This is a genomic window from Anaerospora hongkongensis, assembly GCF_004339805.1.
GTDB classification, from domain to species: domain Bacteria; phylum Bacillota; class Negativicutes; order Sporomusales; family DSM-15969; genus Anaerospora; species Anaerospora hongkongensis.
Genome location: NZ_SLUI01000006.1, coordinates 14,290 through 35,956 on the forward strand (window position 1 = coordinate 14,290; position 21,667 = coordinate 35,956).

General features: G+C 49.8%; 20 protein-coding genes and 1 riboswitch. Of the genes, 18 read left to right on the forward strand and 2 right to left on the reverse strand.

Annotation, left to right across the window (positions count from 1 at the left end; genetic code table 11):
• Positions 1-94: 94 nt before the first annotated feature.
• A riboswitch (glycine riboswitch) is annotated at positions 95-184 on the forward strand.
• A 154-nt stretch (positions 185-338) separates the two neighbouring features.
• From gcvT to EV210_RS09740, 8 genes are all read left to right on the forward strand, one after another.
• Positions 339-1,436, forward strand: a complete 1,098-nt coding sequence (gcvT, locus tag EV210_RS09705; RefSeq protein WP_132079254.1) for a glycine cleavage system aminomethyltransferase GcvT — start codon at positions 339-341, stop codon at positions 1,434-1,436.
• Between the two features lie 31 nt (positions 1,437-1,467).
• Positions 1,468-1,854: a glycine cleavage system protein GcvH gene (gene gcvH / locus EV210_RS09710; RefSeq protein ID WP_132079257.1), complete on the forward strand. Its 387-nt coding sequence runs from the start codon at positions 1,468-1,470 to the stop codon at positions 1,852-1,854.
• Entirely contained in the window at positions 1,855-3,204 is a 1,350-nt protein-coding gene (gcvPA, locus tag EV210_RS09715) for an aminomethyl-transferring glycine dehydrogenase subunit GcvPA (protein WP_132079260.1), read from the forward strand.
• A complete protein-coding gene (gcvPB, locus tag EV210_RS09720; RefSeq protein WP_132079263.1) occupies positions 3,201-4,664 on the forward strand; it encodes an aminomethyl-transferring glycine dehydrogenase subunit GcvPB in 1,464 nt (487 codons plus the stop codon). Before gcvPA ends, gcvPB begins: the two co-directional genes overlap by 4 nt.
• The gene (locus EV210_RS09725; protein WP_132079266.1) at positions 4,661-5,497 is read left to right on the forward strand and encodes a lipoate--protein ligase family protein; all 837 of its coding nucleotides are present in this window, start codon (positions 4,661-4,663) and stop codon (positions 5,495-5,497) included. The genes gcvPB and EV210_RS09725 overlap by 4 nt, the downstream gene beginning before the upstream one ends.
• 103 nt (positions 5,498-5,600) lie before the next feature.
• Positions 5,601-7,232 carry a putative manganese-dependent inorganic diphosphatase gene (locus tag EV210_RS09730; protein WP_132079269.1) on the forward strand — a complete coding sequence of 544 codons (1,632 nt, stop codon included), beginning with the start codon at positions 5,601-5,603 and terminating at the stop codon, positions 7,230-7,232.
• Between the two features lie 135 nt (positions 7,233-7,367).
• Positions 7,368-8,075, forward strand: coding sequence for a L,D-transpeptidase family protein (locus EV210_RS09735; protein WP_376746801.1), 708 nt, complete (start codon positions 7,368-7,370; stop codon positions 8,073-8,075).
• A 94-nt stretch (positions 8,076-8,169) separates the two neighbouring features.
• The gene (locus tag EV210_RS09740) at positions 8,170-8,472 is read left to right on the forward strand and encodes a hypothetical protein (protein ID WP_132079272.1); all 303 of its coding nucleotides are present in this window, start codon (positions 8,170-8,172) and stop codon (positions 8,470-8,472) included.
• A gap of 58 nt (positions 8,473-8,530) precedes the next feature.
• Here the strand turns inward: EV210_RS09740 and EV210_RS09745 are convergent, their stop codons facing one another.
• On the reverse strand, positions 8,531-8,998 hold the full coding sequence (locus tag EV210_RS09745; RefSeq protein ID WP_132079275.1) for a redoxin domain-containing protein: 468 nt from the start codon (positions 8,996-8,998) through the stop codon (positions 8,531-8,533).
• Between the two features lie 434 nt (positions 8,999-9,432).
• Here EV210_RS09745 and EV210_RS09750 point away from each other — a divergent pair, with 434 nt between their 5' ends.
• On the forward strand, positions 9,433-9,888 hold the full coding sequence (locus tag EV210_RS09750) for a GNAT family N-acetyltransferase (RefSeq protein WP_243650498.1): 456 nt from the start codon (positions 9,433-9,435) through the stop codon (positions 9,886-9,888).
• Positions 9,848-10,267, forward strand: a complete 420-nt coding sequence (locus tag EV210_RS09755) for a VOC family protein (protein WP_132079278.1) — start codon at positions 9,848-9,850, stop codon at positions 10,265-10,267. The genes EV210_RS09750 and EV210_RS09755 overlap by 41 nt, the downstream gene beginning before the upstream one ends.
• Before the next feature lie 76 nt (positions 10,268-10,343).
• Here EV210_RS09755 and EV210_RS09760 read toward each other — a convergent pair whose 3' ends face one another.
• Positions 10,344-11,501, reverse strand: a complete 1,158-nt coding sequence (locus tag EV210_RS09760) for a glycerate kinase (protein WP_132079281.1) — start codon at positions 11,499-11,501, stop codon at positions 10,344-10,346.
• Positions 11,502-11,700: 199 nt separating this feature from the next.
• Between EV210_RS09760 and EV210_RS09765 the strand changes: the two genes are divergently transcribed.
• The 8 genes from EV210_RS09765 (at position 11,701) to EV210_RS09800 (ending at position 21,660) form a co-directional block, all read left to right on the forward strand.
• Positions 11,701-12,918 carry a CdaR family transcriptional regulator gene (locus tag EV210_RS09765; RefSeq protein WP_165898854.1) on the forward strand — a complete coding sequence of 406 codons (1,218 nt, stop codon included), beginning with the start codon at positions 11,701-11,703 and terminating at the stop codon, positions 12,916-12,918.
• A 78-nt stretch (positions 12,919-12,996) separates the two neighbouring features.
• Positions 12,997-15,240 carry a DNA helicase PcrA gene (gene pcrA / locus EV210_RS09770; protein WP_132079286.1) on the forward strand — a complete coding sequence of 748 codons (2,244 nt, stop codon included), beginning with the start codon at positions 12,997-12,999 and terminating at the stop codon, positions 15,238-15,240.
• A gap of 20 nt (positions 15,241-15,260) precedes the next feature.
• Positions 15,261-17,285 (forward strand): NAD-dependent DNA ligase LigA, encoded by a 2,025-nt coding sequence (ligA, locus tag EV210_RS09775; protein ID WP_243650499.1) that lies wholly within the window; start codon positions 15,261-15,263, stop codon positions 17,283-17,285.
• A gap of 96 nt (positions 17,286-17,381) precedes the next feature.
• Positions 17,382-17,672 carry an Asp-tRNA(Asn)/Glu-tRNA(Gln) amidotransferase subunit GatC gene (gene gatC / locus EV210_RS09780; RefSeq protein ID WP_132079289.1) on the forward strand — a complete coding sequence of 97 codons (291 nt, stop codon included), beginning with the start codon at positions 17,382-17,384 and terminating at the stop codon, positions 17,670-17,672.
• An 11-nt stretch (positions 17,673-17,683) separates the two neighbouring features.
• Positions 17,684-19,141 (forward strand): Asp-tRNA(Asn)/Glu-tRNA(Gln) amidotransferase subunit GatA, encoded by a 1,458-nt coding sequence (gene gatA, locus EV210_RS09785; RefSeq protein ID WP_243650500.1) that lies wholly within the window; start codon positions 17,684-17,686, stop codon positions 19,139-19,141.
• Between the two features lie 3 nt (positions 19,142-19,144).
• The gene (gene gatB / locus EV210_RS09790; RefSeq protein WP_132079295.1) at positions 19,145-20,578 is read left to right on the forward strand and encodes an Asp-tRNA(Asn)/Glu-tRNA(Gln) amidotransferase subunit GatB; all 1,434 of its coding nucleotides are present in this window, start codon (positions 19,145-19,147) and stop codon (positions 20,576-20,578) included.
• Positions 20,579-20,710: 132 nt separating this feature from the next.
• Positions 20,711-21,394, forward strand: a complete 684-nt coding sequence (locus EV210_RS09795) for a CPBP family intramembrane glutamic endopeptidase (RefSeq protein WP_132079297.1) — start codon at positions 20,711-20,713, stop codon at positions 21,392-21,394.
• A gap of 14 nt (positions 21,395-21,408) precedes the next feature.
• Positions 21,409-21,660 carry a hypothetical protein gene (locus tag EV210_RS09800; RefSeq protein WP_132079300.1) on the forward strand — a complete coding sequence of 84 codons (252 nt, stop codon included), beginning with the start codon at positions 21,409-21,411 and terminating at the stop codon, positions 21,658-21,660.
• The last annotated feature ends 7 nt before the right edge of the window (positions 21,661-21,667 follow it).

A 21,667-nucleotide genomic window follows, 5' to 3' on the forward strand; every position in this document is an offset into this window, starting at 1 on the left:
AGAAAAGATGTTATTGTATTTTTAAAAGTATGCCAGTATTTGGCAGGATTTTTACAAGGCAATGACGAACAATTTTGATAATTTCATATCATGAATGACGGTTAGGGGAGAGTCTGCCAATGGCAGCGCCGAAGGAGCAACAACCGCAAAAGAAACTCTCAGGCAAAAGGACCTTAGCCCGACAAACTCTGGAGAGCACCGCAGTCAGCGGTCACCGAAGGGGAAGCCGGTCAGGCAATCTCTCAGGTATAAAGGACAGAGCAAGCGTTAAGCTTGTTCTGTCCTTTTTGTATTGTGCCATTAGGAACATACTAGCTACGAGAAAAAAGGAGGCCATTATGACGGAAAAGAAAACACCTCTTTATGATGTTCACCTGGCGAGTGGGGCCAAAGTCATTGAATTTGGCGGCTGGCTGATGCCTGTACAGTATTCGGGAATTCTGGAAGAGCACCGGGCAGTTCGTACGGCAGCGGGATTGTTCGATGTGTCGCATATGGGAGAAGTGGCCGTTAGTGGTCCGGAAGCTGCCTCGTTTATCAATCATCTGGTTACGAACGATATCAGCCTGCTCAATGTCAATCAGGCCATGTATTCGCCGATGTGCTACCCGGATGGAACAGTTGTCGATGATCTGTTGATCTACCGGCTGGGAGAACAGGAATATCTGCTGGTAATCAATGCCGGCAATATTGACAAGGATGTAGACTGGATCAAACAGCAGGCAGCAGGTTATCAGGCAGAGCTTAAAAATCTGTCGGATACCATGGCTCAGCTGGCGCTGCAGGGGCCGAAGGCAGCCACGATTCTGCAGACGCTTATTGATACCGATTTACAAGATCTGAAATACTACTGGTTTTGGCAAGGTATGAATATAAATGGAATCAGCTGTCTCATCTCCCGTACCGGCTACACCGGTGAAGACGGCTTTGAAGTGTATTGCCCGGCTGAAGCGGCTGCGGCCCTTTGGCAGGCTCTGCTCAAGGCCGGAGAACCGTATGGTTTGATCCCTGTCGGTCTGGGGGCAAGAGACACTCTCCGTTTTGAAGCGGCACTGCCGCTGTACGGCCATGAGCTGTCGGATCGGATTACACCACTGGAAGCCGGACTGGATATTTTCGTAAAGCTTGCCAAAGAGGGTTTTATTGGCTGGGAAGCGCTGACAGCGCAAAAACAGCAAGGTGTTACCAGACGGTTAGCCGGACTGGAAATGACCGGACGTGGTATTGCCCGGGCCGGGTATCCTTGCGTGGCTGACGGCAAAGTAATCGGGACGGTAACCAGTGGTTCTTTTGCCCCTGCGCTAGGCAAAAATCTGGCTCTTGCCCTGCTGGATATTGCTTATGTGCAGCCTGGTACCGCTGTAGGCGTAGAAATACGGGGAAATGCGGTCGATGCCGTTGTGGTTAAAAAGCCGTTCTACCGTCGGCCGAAATAACAAAAAAAGATAAAAAAGGGAGGCTGTTACAATGAATTTTCCGAATGAATTGAAGTATACGAAGGATCATGAGTGGGTGCGTCTGGAGGGCAGCCGGGCGGTTGTGGGCATTACAGCTTTTGCCCAGAGTGAATTAGGCGATATTGTGTTTATTGAAGTCCCCCCGGTAGGCAAAAAGATCAGTATTCACAGCAATTTGTCGGTAGTCGAGTCTGTTAAGGCCGTCTCGGATATTTATGCACCGCTGACGGGAACTGTGGTGGCAATTAATGAGCAGCTGGCTGATCAGCCGGAATTGGTCAATCAGGATCCTTACGGAGAAGGCTGGATCGCTGTTTTAGAGTTGGAGAATAGCGAAGAACTGACACAGCTTTTAGACGTTGAACAATATCAGGCTTTGGCGCTGGGGGGGAAATAAATGGCCGGTCAGCACTATCTGCCGAATACTCTTGCTGACCGCCAAACCATGCTCCAGGCAATCGGCGTTCAGTCTGTAGAAGAACTCTTTGCGGATATTCCTGCCGATATCCGGCTGACCCGGCCGCTGTCCCTGCCGCCAGCGCTGAGTGAGCTCCAGATTATGCGTATTATGCAGCAGAAGGCTGCAAGCAACCGGAACGTTGAGGAGTACCCCTGCTTTTTGGGAGCGGGAGCCTATGACCATTTTATTCCGGCAGTCGTCTCACATCTTGCCGGCCGTGCCGAATTTTATACCGCCTATACCCAATACCAGCCGGAAATCAGCCAGGGTGGGCTGCAGGCATTGTGGGAATACCAAAGTTTTATTTGTGAACTCACGGGGCTGGATGTTTCCAATGCTTCCCTATATGATGGCGCTACTGCGGCAGCTGAAGCAATGAACTTGGCCTGCGGTGTTACGGGCAGAAAAAAAGTGCTGATTAGTGAGGCTGTCCATCCTTTTTACCGGCAGGTGGCCGCAACCTATGCCCGTGATTTTGGCTTTTTAATTCAAACTCTGCCAGTGGCAGAAGGCAAAACAGTGCTTCCCGAAACTGCCGGTTTAGTCGATAAGGAAATTGCGGCTATTATCGTCCAGTCGCCTAATTTCTACGGAATAATAGAAGATATGGCAAACTTTAGTGAAGCCGTTCACCGTCATGGCGGACTGTTTGTTGCCGTGGTTAATCCCACTTCACTTGCTCTTGTACAGCCGCCCGGACAATATGGTGCGGATATTGCTGTCGGTGAAGGACAGCCGCTGGGACTGGGACTTAATTTCGGTGGCCCTTATCTCGGCTTTATGGCCGTTCGGGAAAAGTATATGCGCCGGATGCCCGGACGTATCGTCGGTCAAACGGTAGACAGCCAAGGGCGCAGAGGTTTTGTCCTTACTTTGCAGGCGCGGGAACAGCATATCCGCCGCGAAAAGGCATATTCCAACATTTGCTCTAATGAAGGACTGTGTGCCGTAATGGCAGGAATTTACATCGCGGCTATGGGACATGACGGTCTTAGACACGTCGCGAACATGTGCCTGCAGAAAGCGCATTATGCGGCACAGCAGATTGCTGCTTTGCCCGGCTACAGCCTGATGTACAATGGTCCGTTCTTTCATGAATTTGTTATCAAGACACCCTGCCCGGCGGCTGATATCAATGCAGCCCTGCTGGCGAAAGGAATCATTGGCGGGCTTGATCTGGGGACAGTGGATTCGGGTAGGACTGATCAATTGCTGCTCTGCGTGACGGAAAAGCGCACCCGGGAAGAAATTGATCAACTTGTAGCGGCATTGGAGGGATTAGTATGAGCAGTGTACAGCAGGGAAAACAGGTGATTTATGAAATGTCCCGCCCCGGGCGTACGGGCTACGATCTTCCCCCGCTTGACGTACCGGAGCAGCCGGCTGACGCTTTGATCGGCGGGCAGCTGCTCAGAACCGTCCCACCCCATTTGCCTGAGGTGAGTGAAGTTTCGGTTGTCCGTCATTATACCGGTCTTTCACGGCGTAATTACGGTGTCGATAATGGTTTTTATCCGCTTGGCTCCTGCACGATGAAATATAATCCGAAGATCAATGAAGAGACGGCCAGGCTGGCGGGCTTCAGTAAGATCCATCCCCTGCAGCCGGGGCAGACCGTGCAGGGAGCCTTGTCGCTTCTGTATGAACTGCAAAACTATCTGGCGGAAATTGCCGGTATGGACGGCTGCACCCTTCAGCCGGTTGCCGGCGCTCATGGCGAACTAACCGGCTTGAAACTGATCAGGGCTTATCACCAAAGCCGCGGGGAAAACCGGACTAAGGTCATTGTCCCTGATTCGGCTCACGGTACTAACCCGGCTACCGTCACTGTCTGCGGGCTGGAAGCAGTGGAAATTAAATCCAACCCCGACGGCAGCGTTGATCTGGAGGCGCTCAGGGCAGTTGCCGGACCGGATACCGCTGCATTTATGCTTACTAACCCCAGTACACTGGGCTTGTTCGAAACACAGATCAGGGAAATTGCCGATATCATTCATCAGGCCGGCGGCTTATTGTATTATGACGGGGCCAATGCCAATGCGATTCTTGGCATAACTCGCCCCGGTGACATGGGATTTGATGTCGTGCATTTTAATCTGCACAAAACCTTCTCCACCCCGCATGGCGGCGGCGGTCCCGGCTCAGGTCCGGTAGGCGTAAAAGACAAATTGCTGCCGTTTTTGCCTGTTCCGGTGGTTGCCTTTGACGGCGAACAGTATTTTCTGCAATACGACAAGCCAGAGTCTATTGGCAAGGTCCATAGCTTCTATGGCAATTTTGCCGTAATGGTACGGGCTTATACCTACATTCGCATGCTGGGGCCCAATGGGCTGCGACAGGCGAGTGAAGATGCCGTGCTGAATGCCAACTACATCATGCGTTCGCTGCAGGATTCTTATCAATTGCCTTTTGACAGGCACTGCATGCATGAATGTGTGTTTGCTGGTTTAAAGGGGGAAACAAACGGAATCAAAACACTGGATATTGCCAAACGGATCCTTGACTATGGCTACCATCCTCCGACTATTTATTTCCCCCTGATCGTCCATGATGCATTGATGATTGAACCGACGGAAACGGAGAGTAAAGAAACGATGGATGAGTTTATTGCCGTCATGCAGGAAATAGCACGTGAAGCAAAAGAACAGCCTGAGCTGGTCAGCATGGCACCCCATTCGACGGTAGTCAGCCGGCTGGATGAAGCGCTGGCGGCCCGCAAGCCGGTTGTACGGTGGAAGGACGCATGAGTATTGCCGGAAAGTGGCGTGTGATCATTGACAATGCCCGTCATGGTGCGCTGAATATGGCCATTGACGAGGCCATTGTCCAGGCTCATACTGCCGGGCTTGTTCCGCCAACACTGCGCTTTTACAGCTGGCAGCCACCGGCCTTAAGTATTGGCTACTTTCAGAAAATCAGGGAAGAAGTAGAGATAGCGGCCTGCCGGGAGCAAGGGATTGATCTTATCCGGCGTACTACCGGCGGCCGTGCTGTGCTGCATGACCGGGAACTAACCTACAGTGCGGTTGTACGGGAAGATAATTCCGTACTGCCGCCTACCCTGCTCGGTTCTTACCGGTACTTAAGCCAGGGATTGATTGCTGGCCTGAACAAACTGGGGGTTAATGCCGAAATGACCCTGCCGGGGGCCGCTTTTGGGCAAAGCGGCCGGCTCCCCAAAAACGGTGCCTGCTTTGATGCACCGTCATTCTATGAAATTACGGTCGACCGCAAAAAATTAATCGGCAGTGCCCAGGTTCGCAAACACGGGACATTGCTGCAGCACGGTTCCATTCTGCTTGACTTTTCGGCTGAGCAAATTGTCGGCTTGCTCGCCTTTACCAGTGAAGAGGAGCGGACACGTTGTCAAGCCATTCTCCAGACGAAAGCCACTTCGCTCAACCGCGTGCTGGGCTATATACCGGACAGCGGCCTGCTAGCGCAAACACTGGCGGTCGAGTTTGGCCGTGAGTTAGGGCTTGAAATAGTGCCCGGAGCTTTAACCGACTGGGAATTTGCGCGGGCAGCGGAACTGGAAAAGGATAAATTTTCCGCTTATGACTGGACGTACCTGCGATGATAATTTGTTTTTTCATAGCATTTTCCTGACCTCATTTGATGTGGTATAATGGGGCCTGGCAACAGTACAAGCTATATCTGTTGCATGCGTCAAGGGGGTTTATATGGAAAAGCCGATCTATGTTATTGGACATCGCAATCCGGATACTGATTCAATCTGCTCTGCTATTGGTTACGCTCATCTCAAGCAGGCCATGGGAGAGAATGCCATTCCTGCCAGGGCGGGAAAAATTAATGGCGAGACAAAATATGTCTTAGACTATTTTAGTGTTACGGCGCCAATTCTAATCAATGATCTTTATCCGCGTGTACGGGATGTTATGATGGAAACAACAGTAACGCTAAGGCCGGATAATACGCTGCGTGATCTGGGACAATTGATGAAACAGCACAGCGTGAAATCATTGCCTGTTATAGACGAGGCCAAAGCACTGGTGGGGATCGTTACGGTAGGCGATCTTGCCAAGAGGTATTACGATGAATTAGAAATGCAGGATTTGCGTGAAACAGGAGTTGATTTTTCCGGCATTCTGGGTGTTCTCGACGGCAAGCTGATTGCAGGTGAGAATTTATCGCGCAAGATTACCGGGAAAGTACGCATCGCCGGTGCCCGTATTCATACGCTGGAGAAGGTATTCCAGCCAGGCGATATTGTGCTGGTGGGTGACCGGCATAAAGCGCAGCTTGCATCTATTAACTGCAAGATTGCCTGCCTGGTATTGACGGGAAAAGCCGTTCCGGAAGAAGCAGTCATTGAAGCTGCCCGCAGCCAGGGAACCATTATTATTCAGGCGCCTTATGATACTTATACGTGTGCGCGGCTGATTAATCAAAGCATACCGGTTCGGATGGTGATGCAGTCTCAAGTCGTTACCTTTAAGCCTTCCGAGCTGATTAGTGATTGCAAAGCGATAATCGTTAAAACCAATCACCGCAATTATCCTGTTGTGGAAAATGGCAGGCTGATCGGGCTGATTAACCGGGACCAGCTGATCGTACCGGAAAAAGAAAAAATTATCCTGGTTGACCACAACGAGCGGACCCAAGCGGTGGAAGGCATTGAAGAAGCCCGTATCATGGAAATTATTGACCATCACCGGCTGGGCGGCCTGCAGACAGGAGAACCTATTTTTATCCGTCATGAGCCGGTAGGCTGCACGGCGACGATTGTTGCCAACATGCACTGGCACCGCAATATTAAAATTCCCAAACCAATTGCCGGGCTGCTTTTGTCAGCAATTATCTCTGATACGGTGTTGTTTAAATCGCCAACCTGCACACCGGAGGATAAGGACGTAGCCAAAAAATTAGCAGCTATCGCCGGTCTGGATGTGGAACACTATGGCATGGCTGTTTTAAAAGCCGGTTCCAATATTACGAACATGTCGGCAGCCGAAATTGTACATACCGACTTGAAGGAGTTTCAAACCGGAGAGTACAGCCTGGCCATTTCACAAATATCGGTTATGGATGCTCATGAACTGCTGACAAAGCAGGCCGATATAGAAGATTACCTTGCGGCAATGCGGGCAAAAGAAAAGTATGATATGGCTTTGCTCATGATAACGGATATCATGAAGGAAGCTACGTACGTTTTATATACCGGTCAGCCCGTCAAACTGCTGGAGGCAGCTTTTGGCGACAACGGTAAAGACGGCGTGCTGTATCTGCCGGGCGTAATGTCCCGCAAAAAGCAGGTAGTGCCGCCGCTTGTCGAAGCAGCCCGCGATCTATAAGGATGATCGAAGAGTGTGTCGCAAATGCTTTTGAAAAGCAAATGCGATACACTCTTCTTTATTTCCTGGGATATATTAATCAATCGCCACATATATTGTGACGAAACTGTTTCGCGTTCGGCGGAGGTGATTGAAATCTATACCATTACCCTACAAAGATCGAAAACTTATTTTGCAATTGCTTCTTTACTTATTCTCAGTTTGTTCATTGGTATAGCCGGCTTTGAATACTGGGATGACAAGGAACTGGCGGCCCTTCCTAATCAACCGACTACTGCCCCGACGGGCAGTATATCGATTGTCGTCAAAATAGCGGATCGCACCCTGGAACTTTATAATGACGGCAAGATATACAAAAAGTACCGTGTTGCAGTTGGCAAAAGTGATACGCCCACACCTATCGGCGATTGGACGGTCATTTGGAAATCCTACCGGTCGGGAGATATTTTTGGTACGCGCTTTTTGGGACTGGATGTCCCCTGGGGAGGATATGGCATACATGGTACTAACCGGCCCTGGAGCATTGGCCACTTTATCAGTCAGGGCTGTATTCGACTCCGCAATAAAGACATTGAGGAATTGTACGAATGGGTACCGGTAGGTACGCCGGTGCGGATTGAAGGGCAGATGATCCGTATTCAGCGAGTGCTTAAATATGAAACTACTGGTGCAGATGTTGTACAGCTGCAAAGGAAGCTGAGAACGTTAGGTTATCTGGAAAGTAAGGCGGATGGCTTTTTTAACAGGGATACCGAGACAGCAGTTAAGCGCTTTCAGCATGACAAGGGCTTAAAAGTGACGGGGTATGCTGATCGGAAAACACTCGACTTATTGGGGATGTAGTGCAGATTGTGAAAATTTTACCTATAAAAAGAAGCATGGTATTTGCCATTTCCAGGAATGCTATTGCTAAGCATACGACTAGGAGGGATTGGCAATGCAAAATTCTACAATGGCAAATCAGTCTTCTGTAAATCAGGCTAATTCAAGTACTCAAACTAATGCCGCAGCTACGCAAGGCCTGCAAAACCAGGGACAGGCGTCAGCAAGTCAACTAGAAGGTTTCCAGCAGGTAAAGCAGCAAGTTGCGACTCTTCGCCAGACATTGCAGGATTTAATGATGAATGAACAATATGTTGACGGCGAGATTATGACTGCCAGCGCGGCACTGGATATTCAACTGGAAGATTATTACCGGACCCTTAGCGATCAACGGGAGCCGAGCATGAGATCCTTTTAATTTGTCTGCAAAAAAGAGGGACCGCACTCATGGAGAGTTCGGTCCCTTATCTTTGCTATTATTTACTATTGAGGGACAGGAAGTTAAGCACCTCATTAATATCCGGTAATTGCTCAAGGGGATATACTTTAACCCAGATTACCTTGCCGGACTCATTGATCAGGATATTTGCCCGCTCGGAAAAACCTTCCTTTTCCCGAAAAATTCCATAGCTTTTAGCTATTTGACCATGTGGCCAAAAGTCAGAGGGCAAGTGAACGTTTTGGAGTTGAATTGCCATACGCCAGGCTTTTTTACAAGGCTGGGCATCAACACTGAAGCCCAGAGGGATAGTGTTGAATTTAGCAAACGCCTGCCAATTGTTTTCCAGGGAACGCATTTGATCGGTGCAGACTGGTGTCCAGGCCAGCGGATGCCAGGAAAGTAATATTTTCTTGCCAGCATAACCAGATAATTGTCTGGTGTCCTCCCGGTCGTCTTGAATCGTAAAATCTGGCGCTGTATCGCCTACTGCAATGAGCTTCATTATTGTATGCTCCTTCTTTAAAGATACCTATAGAATACCGTTTTAGGAGACTTAGTATGCGCAAAGCAAAGAACCGCTGCTATTAAGCAGCGGTTCTTTGCATGCACTATACCAAAAGGGAGGTCGGCAAGAGGTCTTTTTTTTAACAGCTAGGAGAACAGTCGTCTTGGCAGAACCACAATAAGAGAATAATGATAATGATGATGATAACCCAACTGCCATTGTTCCCATTACCACAACCGAAACCCATAAGTATTCCCTCCTCATAGAAGTTTGATGTTAATTGGTTTTGTGTATGGTATGCAAAAAGAGGCGCGTTTGACATTGTTTCGGCAAAATTTTTTCATCGAATGTGCTGTAAAATATTGCTAGCATTATGCGATAATAAAAGGAGCAGGTTAGTCATACAACTGGAAAGGCAAGGGTAGTGGGAAATGCAGATGTCAATAAAAGAAATACGGGCGCAGGATACCTGGCAGTTAAGACAGGCCGTAATGTGGCCGGGCAAGGATATCAGTGAGGTGGTACTGGCGGATGATGAACAGGGAACGCATTATGGCTTATACGGAGATGAAAGACTGCTTTCGGTTGTTTCTGTCTTTGTGACCGGGAAGCAGCTGCAATTCCGCAAGTTTGCCACAGCAACTGAACTGCAGGGACAAGGCTTCGGCAGCCAGCTGCTTCAATATGTTTTTGCTCAGGCAAGACAGAAGGGCGTCGATGAGCTTTGGTGCAATGCCCGCACCAGTAAGACTGCTTTCTACAAACGCTTTGGCTTAAGAGAGGCAGGCGGGATTTTTCTAAAGGATGGAATGGAATACATCAAAATGAGTACCACTAGGAGGAGTTATGAGACAAAAATTGAATGTCATCACACTCGGCGTACGTGATTTAGCAGCTTCGTTAACGTTTTACCGTGACGGACTGGGCTGGCAGCCGGCAGAAAGCAATGACTCCATTACCTTCTTTGACATGGGAGGTGTGATTTTAGCTCTGTATCCGAGAAAACTGCTGGCAGAAGATGCTGGCCTGCCCGAACAGGGGAGCGGTTTTACCGGTGTAACGGTGGCCTACAATGCGAAAAGTGAAGAAGAAGTCAATGCGGTGTTTGCCAAGGTGGAGAAAGCGGGCGCTTCTATTGTAAAACCGCCACAAAAAGTATTCTGGGGCGGCTATAGCGGGTACTTTGCTGATCCGGACAAGCATCTCTGGGAAGTGGCTTATAATCCCTATTGGCAGTTTAATGATCAGGATCAGGTGGTGTTGTAAGCTGATCGCAAAAAGAGGATGTCTCGATGGAGACATCCTCTTTTGATAAATGACAAAACGGAATCAGCACTACTTCTTATTTAGACTTACGGTTTTGGATTGTCATGCCGATAAGCAGCAGACGGCAGAGGCGGGCGGCTGCCTGCTCGATGAGCGTATCAGCCGACCCGATGCATTCTTCAAGCGTCATAGGCTGGGGAGTGATGCTCATTAATCCGTCAATACCGTGCTGCAGCACATTCTCATGATCTTTGCCGAGGCCGCCGGACAGGCATATAGTAGGAATTTGAAACTGCTGCGCAATTTTAGCAACTCCTACTGGTGCTTTGCCAAAAGCTGTTTGAAAATCGGTACGCCCTTCACCGGTGATGACGAGATCTGCCTTTTTTACGATGTTGGCAAAACCGGTGGTTTCCAGGATAATTTCCACGCCAGGCTTCAGCTTGGCATTGGTAAAAAACAGTAAGCCTGCTCCCAGCCCGCCCGCAGCACCTGCTCCGGGGCAGCCTGATGCCTGCTTGCCGGTGGCCGCTTGAGCAATCGCCGCATACTTTTCAAGCGCAGCATCCAGCTCCCGGATCATTTCAGGAGTAGCTCCTTTTTGGGGACCATAGACGGCAGAGGCTCCTTTGGGGCCGCATAGAGGATTGTCCACATCACAGGCGACCCAGATGAGCGATTCTTCGAGCCGCCGGTCCAGACCGGAAAGATTAATAGCTGCCAAATTGGCAAGAGCAGCTCCGCCGTGAGGCAATTTCCTACCGGCAGTATCAGAAAATACGGCGCCTAAAGCCTGAATCATCCCTGCTCCGCCATCGTTGGTCGCACTGCCGCCAATGCCGATAATAATTTTGCGGAGTCCCCGGTCAAGAGCGGCCTTAATTAATTGACCGGTGCCGAAAGTCGTGGTAATACGGGGGTCCCGTTTGGCTTCAGGCACGAGTGTCAGACCTGAGGCAGCTGCCATTTCAATTACAGCTGTCTCCCCGTCGCCGAGTATTCCCCAGAAGGCATCGACCGGTTCCCCCAGCGGTCCTGTTACCGTTTCCCTGAGGATTTGGCCGCCTGTTGCCATCGTTAAAGCTTCAACTGTTCCTTCACCGCCGTCGGCAATTGGCACCTTATAAATTTCAGCTTGCGGGAATACGGACAGGATACCTCGTTCCACTGCTGATGTTACGTCCAGCGCCGATAAACTGCCTTTATACGAATCGGGAGCAACTACAATACGCATATCGCTTAAGCCTCCTGCTTTTTTCACTTCTCTTGCTTTTATTCTACCTACTAATATACAATGTTTCAATTATCTGAAAGTACTAATGGTTATGCAGCGGTGCAAAGTTTAATTGGTTGAAATGCATAATGAATTTTAAAAAGTAAGGCCAAAAAGTTTTAATTCATTGTATACTGTATCTAGGAATAGAGGTGATATTGTGCTGATAACCTATGAGCTGGCGCAGCAGATTGTTGACCATATCCTGCCTATTGTGCAGCAAAATGTCAATATTATGAACAGCTCAGGCTTAATTATGGGCTCAGGCCAGAAAAACAGGATTAATACCTATCACCAGGGCGCAAAAGAAGTCATTGCCCGCGGCGAGGTTGTGGAAATCCATCCTGATGAACTGGCACTTTTTCCCGGAGCATTGCCGGGGCTCAACTGGCCGATTATTCTTGATAAACAGATTGTGGGCGTTGTCGGTGTTTCCGGTGATCCGGCAGCAGTTCGCAGTACGGCAAAGCTAGTAAAAATGGTGACAGAATTAATTCTTGAGCGGGAAAGCCTGCTTGAAGGCTTCCGTTCCAATCTGCAGTTAAAAGAGCATTTTGTACAGCTCTTGCTGTCAGGAAAGTGGGAGGATTGCAGTGCACAGATCAAAAGTACTGCACAGTTGCTGCGGTTTACGCTGGAGCTGCCACGTGCGGCGGCAGTCGCCAATATCCGGCCCCTGCTGGACACGGCATGCAGCCAATATGGCACTCATGATTTGGTGATGGCCAGGGCACGGGACGTGTTGACGCAGAGTATAGAACGATCGGAACTGATTGACGAACGGGATCTAGTGATTGTTACTGAGGATAAATGCATCATTTTCAAGCATTTTTCTCAAGCTGCCGAACCGGCAGTATTACAGAACTGGGGGCAGCAGTTCCAGGCGTTGCTGAACAGGGAATACAGCAACGCCGGTTTTAGCTTAGGGCTGGGGAGCTTAACCAATTCACCCGAACAGCTGTATACCTCGTATACGGAAGCACTATTTGCCTGCAGGCAGACGGACGTGCATGCGGTACCAGGAACAATCTATCATTTTGATGTATTAACCGCGTATTTGCTGGCCTCAGGTTCCCGGACATCGGCCTGTCTGGCTTTCCAGAATTTGCGGACCAAAATAACAACACGGCTGGGGAAGAAGTATGACCTGCAAAATACAATTAACACGCTGCTCGAACATAATTTAAATGTGTCCAGCGCAGCTAAGGCCCTGTTTATTCATCGCAATACCCTGGTGTTCCGGCTGGAGAAGCTGCAGGAGTTGACCGGATTATGTCCTGCCCAGTTTTTGAATCATGCAATTTTATGCAAATTGCTGTTCCAAAAGCCTGGTAACTGCTATGACAGGGATTTTTTTGCAGAGGAAAACAGGAAATAGCCGCTTTTTGGGGAAAATATATCAATTCACCACCAGTTTTACTGAGAGAGAATTAACATATTTACACCGGAGGAAGATATGCAAAATATTTATGAACGTCTCAATCCCGCTCAATTGGAAGCGGTTACTCATATTAACGGTCCGCTTTTAATCATGGCCGGCGCCGGTTCCGGCAAAACGCGGGTGTTGACTTGCCGTATTGCTCATTTACTGGCTCAGGGAGTGGCGCCTTATCAAATCCTGGCCATTACCTTTACGAATAAAGCGGCAGCGGAAATGCGCGAGCGGGTTGACTCACTGGTAGGGATTCAGGCCAAAGATATCTGGCTGAGTACCTTTCATGCCTTTTGTGCCAAATTCCTGCGCTTTGAAATTGAAAACTACGGCGGTTACAGCCGCAGCTTTACCATATATGATTCGGGTGACTCACAGGCACTGGTTAAAATGTGTTTAAAAGAGCTCAATATTGATGAGAAGCATTTTCCGCCGAATAGTATTCAGGCGGCAATTTCCAATGCCAAGAACAGCTTACTGGATGCAAGGGAGTTTCAACAGCAGGCTGATAATTTCCATACGGTTAAAGTCGCTGAAATCTATACGCTGTATCAGCAAAAGCTCCGGCAGAACAATGCACTGGACTTTGATGATCTTTTAATGCTGTCTGTTCAGCTGCTGCAGGAAAATGAACAGGTCCGGACAAAATATCAGGATAAATTTCAATACATACTCATTGATGAATATCAGGACACTAATCATGCGCAATATCTGCTGGCTCAAATTCTGGCGGCAAAATCCCGCAACCTTTGCGTGGTAGGAGACGCCGATCAGAGTATTTACGCCTGGCGGGGAGCAGACATCAGCAATATTCTGGACTTTGAAGCGGACTATCCGGAAGCGAAAATTATTAAACTGGAACAAAACTACCGCTCGACTCAGACTATTTTGGACGCAGCTAATGCGGTTATTGAAAATAACAGCGGCCGTAAGCCGAAAAACTTGTGGACCGATAATGCCGGCGGCGAGATCATTACCCATTACCTGGCAGCGGATGAACGGGATGAGGCCCGGTTTATTGCCGATACGGTAATCAAATTAAATACCATTTACCGTCAGTCCTATGGCACGATGGCCGCGCTGTACCGGACGAATGCTCAGTCCCGCGTTATTGAGGAAGCGTTTATTAAAGCAGGTATTCCTTATACTATGGTTGGAGGTCTGAAGTTCTACGACCGCAAGGAAATTAAAGATATGCTGGCCTATCTCAGAGTCCTGTTTAATCCTGCCGATACGGTTGCCCTGCTAAGAATTATCAATGTTCCCCGGCGGGGGATCGGTGATACATCAGTGGGGCGCCTGACGGAGTATGCTGCCAGCCAGGGAATGACACTGTTTGATGCCATCTCCAATCCCGATGCGGTACCGGGGCTGACTGCCAGGGCTAAACGGCCGCTGGAAGACCTGGCGACACTGTTGTTTACGCTGATTGGTGCAAAGGATACGCTGACGGTTTCGGAATTGATTGATAAAATCATGCGTGATTCGGGGTATTTGACCGAGCTGGAGAATGAACAGACGCCTCAGTCGGAGGCACGTATTGAAAACTTGAAGGAAATGCTGTCGGTAGCCAAAGAATTTTCCCTCGGCGATGTGGAAAATACGCTGGAAAACTTTTTAAATCATGTGGCACTTGTTGCCGATATCGATAATGCCGAGCTGGCTGATGAACGGGTAACCATGATGACCCTCCATTCCGCCAAAGGCCTTGAGTTTCCCACCGTCTTTTTGGCTGGACTGGAGGAAGGCGTATTTCCGCACAGCCGGACACTGATGAATGAAGAAGAACTGCAGGAAGAACGCCGTCTTTGCTATGTAGGAATCACACGGGCCGAGCGCAAGCTATACGTATCAAATGCCCGGATGCGCACCTTGTACGGCAATACGGTTGCTTATCCGCAATCGCGCTTTTTAGAGGAGATCCCCCTTACTCTGCTGCAAAAATACAATGCTCAGCCCAATCGTATGAGTTACGGCTCTGGCAGGGGCATTGAGCAGGACAAGCCCCGCCTGTCATTAGTAAAGCCGCGTATGTCACCGGTTCAGACCGCGCAAGACGCTCCGTCCTATCAGCCCCATCTTACTAAGGCAGGCACTTCAGCCACTGCCGACTGGCGGCCGGGAGATAAGGCGCAGCACACCAAATGGGGTGTTGGCACGGTTGTGGAAGTACGCGGTGCAGGGGCCAGCCAGGAATTAAAAATTGCCTTCCCGAATCAGGGAATCAGGCAAGTTATGGTTCAATACGCTCCCATTACCAAATTATAAGCAAGAGGAGTAGATCGATTTTGCAAACCGCCATACCGTCCACCAGAGAAGAAACTGTCCGTGAAATGGAAGAACTTCGGCGGCTGCTTCACTATCACAGCCATCGTTATTATGTATTGGATGCACCTGAAATTGCCGATGCGGAATTTGACCGGCTGTATCAGCGTCTGGTAAAGCTGGAACAGGCCTATCCTGATCTGATTACTGCCGATTCACCGACACAGCGGGTGGGCGGAACACCGGCCGAAGGCTTTGAGCGGGTTGCTCACTCGGTACCCATGCTCAGTCTGGCCAATGCTTTTTCCGCTGAGGATCTGCTGGCGTTTGATACGCGGGTAAAAAGCGGGCTGGATGGTGAGCCGCTGGAATATGTGGTGGAACTAAAAATTGACGGCTTAGCGATTAATCTCGTCTATGAGGCGGGACGCTTGCTGCGGGCTGCCACCCGGGGAGATGGAACGGAAGGCGAAGATGTAACCACGAATGTACGGACGATTAAAGCGGTACCGCTGGTTTTAAATTGTCAGGTGCCGCCGGTAATGGAAGTGAGGGGCGAAGCCTATATGCCGCGCCCGGCCTTTGACCGTTTAAATGAAGAACGATTGCAGGCCGGCGAAGCACTCCTGGCCAATCCCCGCAATGCCGCGGCCGGATCACTGCGTCAATTGGACCCTAAGGTTACGGCTGCGCGGACACTGGATATCTTTGTCTATGGTATGGGGGCCAGAGAAGAACTGACGGTTGGAACCCATGAACAAACCCTGCGGTTTTTACAGGAGCTGGGCTTTAAAGTAAATCCCCATTTTAAGGTATTTAAAACGATTGAAGAGGTTATTGACCACTGTGAAAGCTGGGCGGAAAAACGAGTTGATCTGCCGTATGATATTGATGGGTTGGTCATCAAAGTCAATAGCCTGGCCGGTCAGCGGCGGCTTGGTTCAACGGCTAAAGATCCCCGCTGGGCGATTGCCTTTAAGTTCCCGGCCGAACAGGCAACGACTATAGTGGAAGATATCGTTGTCCGCGTTGGCCGCACAGGCGTGCTTACGCCTACAGCTGTACTGCGGCCCGTTCGCCTGGCTGGCAGTACGGTCAGCAGGGCTACCTTGCACAATGAGGACTATATCCGGGAAAAAGATATTAAAATCGGTGACACCGTCATCATTCATAAAGCCGGAGAAATTATTCCTGAGGTTATTTCTGTAGTGTTTTCCCGGCGTACCGGTGAGGAACAGAGCTTTACCATTCCTGAGATCTGCCCGGAGTGTGGCAGCTTGGTGCTGCGCATTCCTGGTGAATCGGCCCATAAATGCATTAACAGCGCCTGTCCGGCGCAGCTTAGGGAAGGCATTATTCATTTTGTTTCCCGTGATGCCATGAATATCGACGGGCTTGGTCAGGCTGTTGTTACCAGCCTGGTAGATGCCGGACTGATTGCCGATGCCGCTGATTTATATACCCTTACAGCGGAGCAAGTAGTCAAGCTGGAGCGGATGGGACCAAAGTCGGCTCAGAACCTGATTAATGCCATTGCGGTCAGCAAGCAGGCCGGGCTGTCCCGCCTGCTCTTTGGACTGGGAATTCGTTTTGTCGGTGCCAAGGCGGCAGCTACGCTAGCCCGCCATTTTGGCGATATTGACCTTTTGCGGCAGGCCGCAGAAGAGGACTTGACCGCCTTGGATGAAATTGGACCGCGTATAGCCGAAAGTGTAGTCGAATACTTTGCCCGCCCGGAAACGGAGCAGCTGCTTACTAAACTGGCGGCGGCAGGTGTCAAGCTGACGGAGGAAAAACGCCGTACTACCGAGGGGCTGCCCTTAAGCGGCAAGACATTCGTGCTTACCGGTACGCTGCCCACCCTTACCCGCAGCGATGCCGCAGCGTTGATTGAAAGCAAAGGCGGCAAGGTTGCGTCGTCGGTGAGCAAAAAAACAGATTATGTAGTTGCCGGAGAAGAAGCGGGCAGTAAGCTGGATAAAGCGCAGCAGCTCGGCATCACTGTGCTGAATGAGCAAGAACTGCAGCATTTACTGGGCGGCGCGTAAGAGATACCGTACCAAGACTCTCGTAAAACTGGACAAACATGGTATAATAGAGCAATATGGAAATTTTGCGGATTGCTGGCGAAATGGAGTGAAAATATGAAAATTACCAACAAAGATGTTCAGCAGGTAGCACTGCTGTCGCGCCTGGAGATTCCTGCAGCTGAAGTAGAGCAGGTCACCGGTGAGTTAAATGCTATTCTTGATTACATGCTGGTGCTTAACCGGGTGGATACATCCGGGATTGAGCCGACCGCTCATGTGCTGCCTCTTAAAAATGTTATGCGGCCTGACCAGGCAGTTCCTTCCCTGTGCCGTGAGCTGGCATTGTCCAATGCGCCGGAGCAGGAAGAAGGCTACTTTAAAGTGCCGAAAATTATGGAAGGATAAGGGGGAGCATTGTGTTTCATTCAACTATACATGAATTACACAGCAAGCTGAAAAGCAAGGAAGTTTCTGCTGTTGAAATCACTAAAGCTGTATTTACCCGCATTGATGCGGTAGAAGATAAGGTTAAGAGCTACATAACCCAAACCCGTGAGACCGCTATGGCGACTGCGCAAGCAGTTGATGAGCGGATAAAGAACGGAGAAGCAATCAGCCCGCTGGCAGGTATTCCCGGTGCAATTAAGGATAATATTTGCACGAAGGATATCAAGACAACTTGCGCCTCCAAGATGCTGGAGGGCTTTGTACCGCCTTATAACGCCACTGTCATCGAAAAACTGGCTGCCGAACAGGCAGTAGTTGTCGGTAAGGCCAACATGGACGAGTTTGCCATGGGCGGCTCTACAGAAAACTCAGCCTATCAGCAAACAGCAAATCCCTGGGATATTTCCACCGTACCGGGCGGTTCGAGCGGCGGCTCGGCGGCAGCCGTATCAGCCGGCGAAGCTGTCTGGGCACTGGGCTCGGATACCGGCGGTTCTATCCGTCAGCCAGCCGCTTATTGCGGTGTGGTAGGCTTAAAGCCAACTTATGGCCTGGTCTCCCGTTATGGTTTGGTTGCTTATGCTTCCTCACTGGATCAAATCGGACCGATCACCCGCGATGTAACCGACTGCGCGATTGTACTCAATGCCATTGCCGGTCACGACAGCAAGGACTCCACTTCGGCTAAGGCCGGGGCAACAGACTATACCAAGGCCTTGGTCAATGACGTTAAAGGCTTGCGCATCGGCTTGCCCAAAGAGTACTTTGTTGCCGGTATGGCACCGGAAGTAGAGAAAGCCATCTATAAGGCCGTTGAACAATTTACCGCTATGGGTGCCGAGGTCGTGGAAGTATCCATGCCCCATACGGAGTATGCCCTGTCTGCATATTATGTGATTGCCCCTGCTGAGGCCAGCTCCAATTTGGCCCGTTACGACGGTGTCGGTTTTGGACTGCGGGTTGACGGCGATGATATTGTCAGCATGTATAAAAACACCCGCAGCAAGGGCTTCGGCGCAGAAGTAAAACGCCGCATTATGCTGGGAACCTATGCATTAAGCTCAGGCTATTATGATGCTTATTATAAGAAAGCGCTGCAAGTACGTACGCTGGTAAAACGGGATTTTGACCAGGCTTTTGAAAAAGTTGATCTCTTAGTAACTCCTACTGCACCTACACCGGCCTTTAAGCTTGGCGAGAAATCCAATGATCCGCTGGCAATGTATCTGCAGGATGTCTGCACAATACCTGTAAACCTGGCTGGTACACCGGCATTATCGCTGCCTTGTGGCTTTGCAGGCAATCTGCCTATCGGCTTGCAGCTGATCGGTAAACCGCTGGGTGAGGCTGCTATATTGCGTGCCGCTTATACCTTCGAACAAAATACAGATTATCACAAGCGTTTTGCGCCGCTGGGGGAGGTTTAAGTTATGAGTTATGAAGTTGTTATCGGGCTGGAAGTCCATACGGAACTGAAAACCGAATCGAAAATTTTCTGCGGCTGCAGCACGAAATTTGGTTCTGAGCAAAATACCAATGTTTGTCCCGTATGCCTTGGATTACCGGGTGTTTTGCCTGTATTGAATGAAAAAGTGGTGGATTTCGCTGTTCGTACCGGACTGGCACTCAACTGCCAAATCCTCCCTTTCAGTAAATTTGACCGCAAGAACTACTATTATCCTGACTTGCCGAAAAACTTTCAAACATCCCAGTCCGACTTGCCTATTGCTGTAAACGGCTATTTGGACATAGAAGTAAACGGCGAAACAAAGCGTATCGGGATTACCCGGGTTCATATGGAAGAGGATGCAGGCAAACTGGTTCATGCCGGAACTATCGCCAGGTCTGACTATGCTCTTGTCGATTATAACCGTACCGGCGTGCCGCTGCTCGAGATCGTATCCGAGCCGGATATCCGTTCGGCTGAAGAGGCCAAAGCCTATCTGGAAAAATTGAAAGCAATCTTACAATATATAGATGTGTCCGACTGCAAAATGGAAGAAGGCAGCCTGCGATGCGATGCGAATATCTCGCTGCGCCCGATGGGGGCCACGCAATTAGGCACCAAAGCAGAATTGAAAAACATGAATTCCTTCCGCTCTGTTCAACGCGGTATTGAATATGAAGTGGAACGTCAGGCCGAAGTGCTTGATGAAGGCGGCCGGGTCATTCAGGAAACCCGTTCATGGGATGACGGCAAGGGAATAACCATCTCTATGCGCAGCAAGGAACAGGCCCATGATTACCGCTTCTTCCCTGAACCGGATCTTGTCCCTATTGTGGTTGATCCGGCCCGGGTGGAAGAGATCCGTACTAACCTGCCTGAGCTGCCCGATGCCCGTAAGATACGGCTGGTGAACAGCCACGGCTTGTCCTCTTATGATGCAGAAGTGCTCACTGCCAGCCGAGCTATGGCCGATTACTTTGATCAGGTAGTCAAGCTGGGCGCAGATGCCAAGGCAGCAGCGAACTGGCTGATGGGTGATTTGTCCAAGCACCTCAATGCGGGAGAGACTACCATTGACGAGTGCCTGGTCACACCGGAACGTTTAGCAGGCCTATTGGCGCTGCTAGATAAAGGCACCATTTCCAGTAAAATAGCAAAAACCGTATTTGAAGAAATGTGGGCCTCCGGTAAAACTGCCGAAACTATCGTTCAGGAAAAAGGCTTGGTACAGATTAGCGATGAAGGGGCCATCATTGCCGTTGTTGAAGCGGTCATTGCCGCCAGCCCGCAGTCGGTTGCCGACTATCAGGCCGGGAAAGAACGGGCCATTGGTTTTCTTGTCGGTCAGGTTATGAAACAAACCAAAGGCCGCGCTAATCCGGAATTAGTCAACAAATTGCTGCGCGAGCGCATGTAATTGTAGCAAGTTGCCAATCGAATAGTAATTATTAACAGCTTGAAAGCGTCCATTGGACGCTTTTTTCTTTGCATGAAACCCAGTTTGCGAGTGCATAATGATATTGTTAAACAGAAAAGCGAGGGAAGATGTATGCTGTCCAAACGAGTGCCGTGGACAATCAAAGATGTAGTATTAGTCTATATATTGCGCATTGTCGTAGGCTTATTGCTGGTACGAGCCGTCTATCCGCTGCTGTTTGGCGAATCATCCTCGTTTGCGGTGGAAATGACGGACCGGCTGGTGGTGATCGGCCTTGTCTGGTTTGCAGTGCGCAACAAGCATGGCACAATGCAGGATATTGGCCTGTCTACTCACAAGCTGGGCCGTAATGTGCTTGCCGGGTTGCTGGCAGGCATCTTTTTACTTGGCGTAAGCATGTATAGTGAGCGGCTCTATGCAACTACCTTGTTTGCCACCCCTGTTCAGCATCCGCTTGTTGCCCAGGTTCAGCAAGCTTTAACCTGGCAGCAGCTGATGATACCACTTTTTTTGGCAGGTTTGGCGGCACCGGTGACGGAAGAGCTATTGTATCGCATGTTTACGTTTCTGCCCCTGAAAGACCGTTTCGGGCTATGGGGCGGAGCTGTATTCAGTGCGGCAATCTTCGCCTTGCTGCATTTTAATGCGTATTGGCTGGTGGAAATAATTGTAGTTGGAGTGGGACTCGCTTTGCTGTATTATTGGACCGGATCACTCTTGAGCTCCATAATTGCCCATTCTTTCATTAATTCGACAAAAGTAATTTTATTATTTCTCGGTATACCATTAGTTTAGAAGGAGATGAACCTATGCCTTATTGCAACAGTTGTGGCAACAACAGCCGGTTTGAATCAAGTAGAGTCCCCTCTGTAGCTCCTTATGCCAATGGTCCCAGCTCGGGAGTCATCGGTTCTTTTGACAGTACCGGCGCATTGATCGGCATGACCCGCCTTGGTGCTACCAAAGCGATTGCCAATGCTGCCGCCATCCAGCCTGATGCCTATTTTGACACATGCACGGTCTGCGGCAGCACCGACCTGTCGTGGAACGAAGTGCAGTAAACAGCAG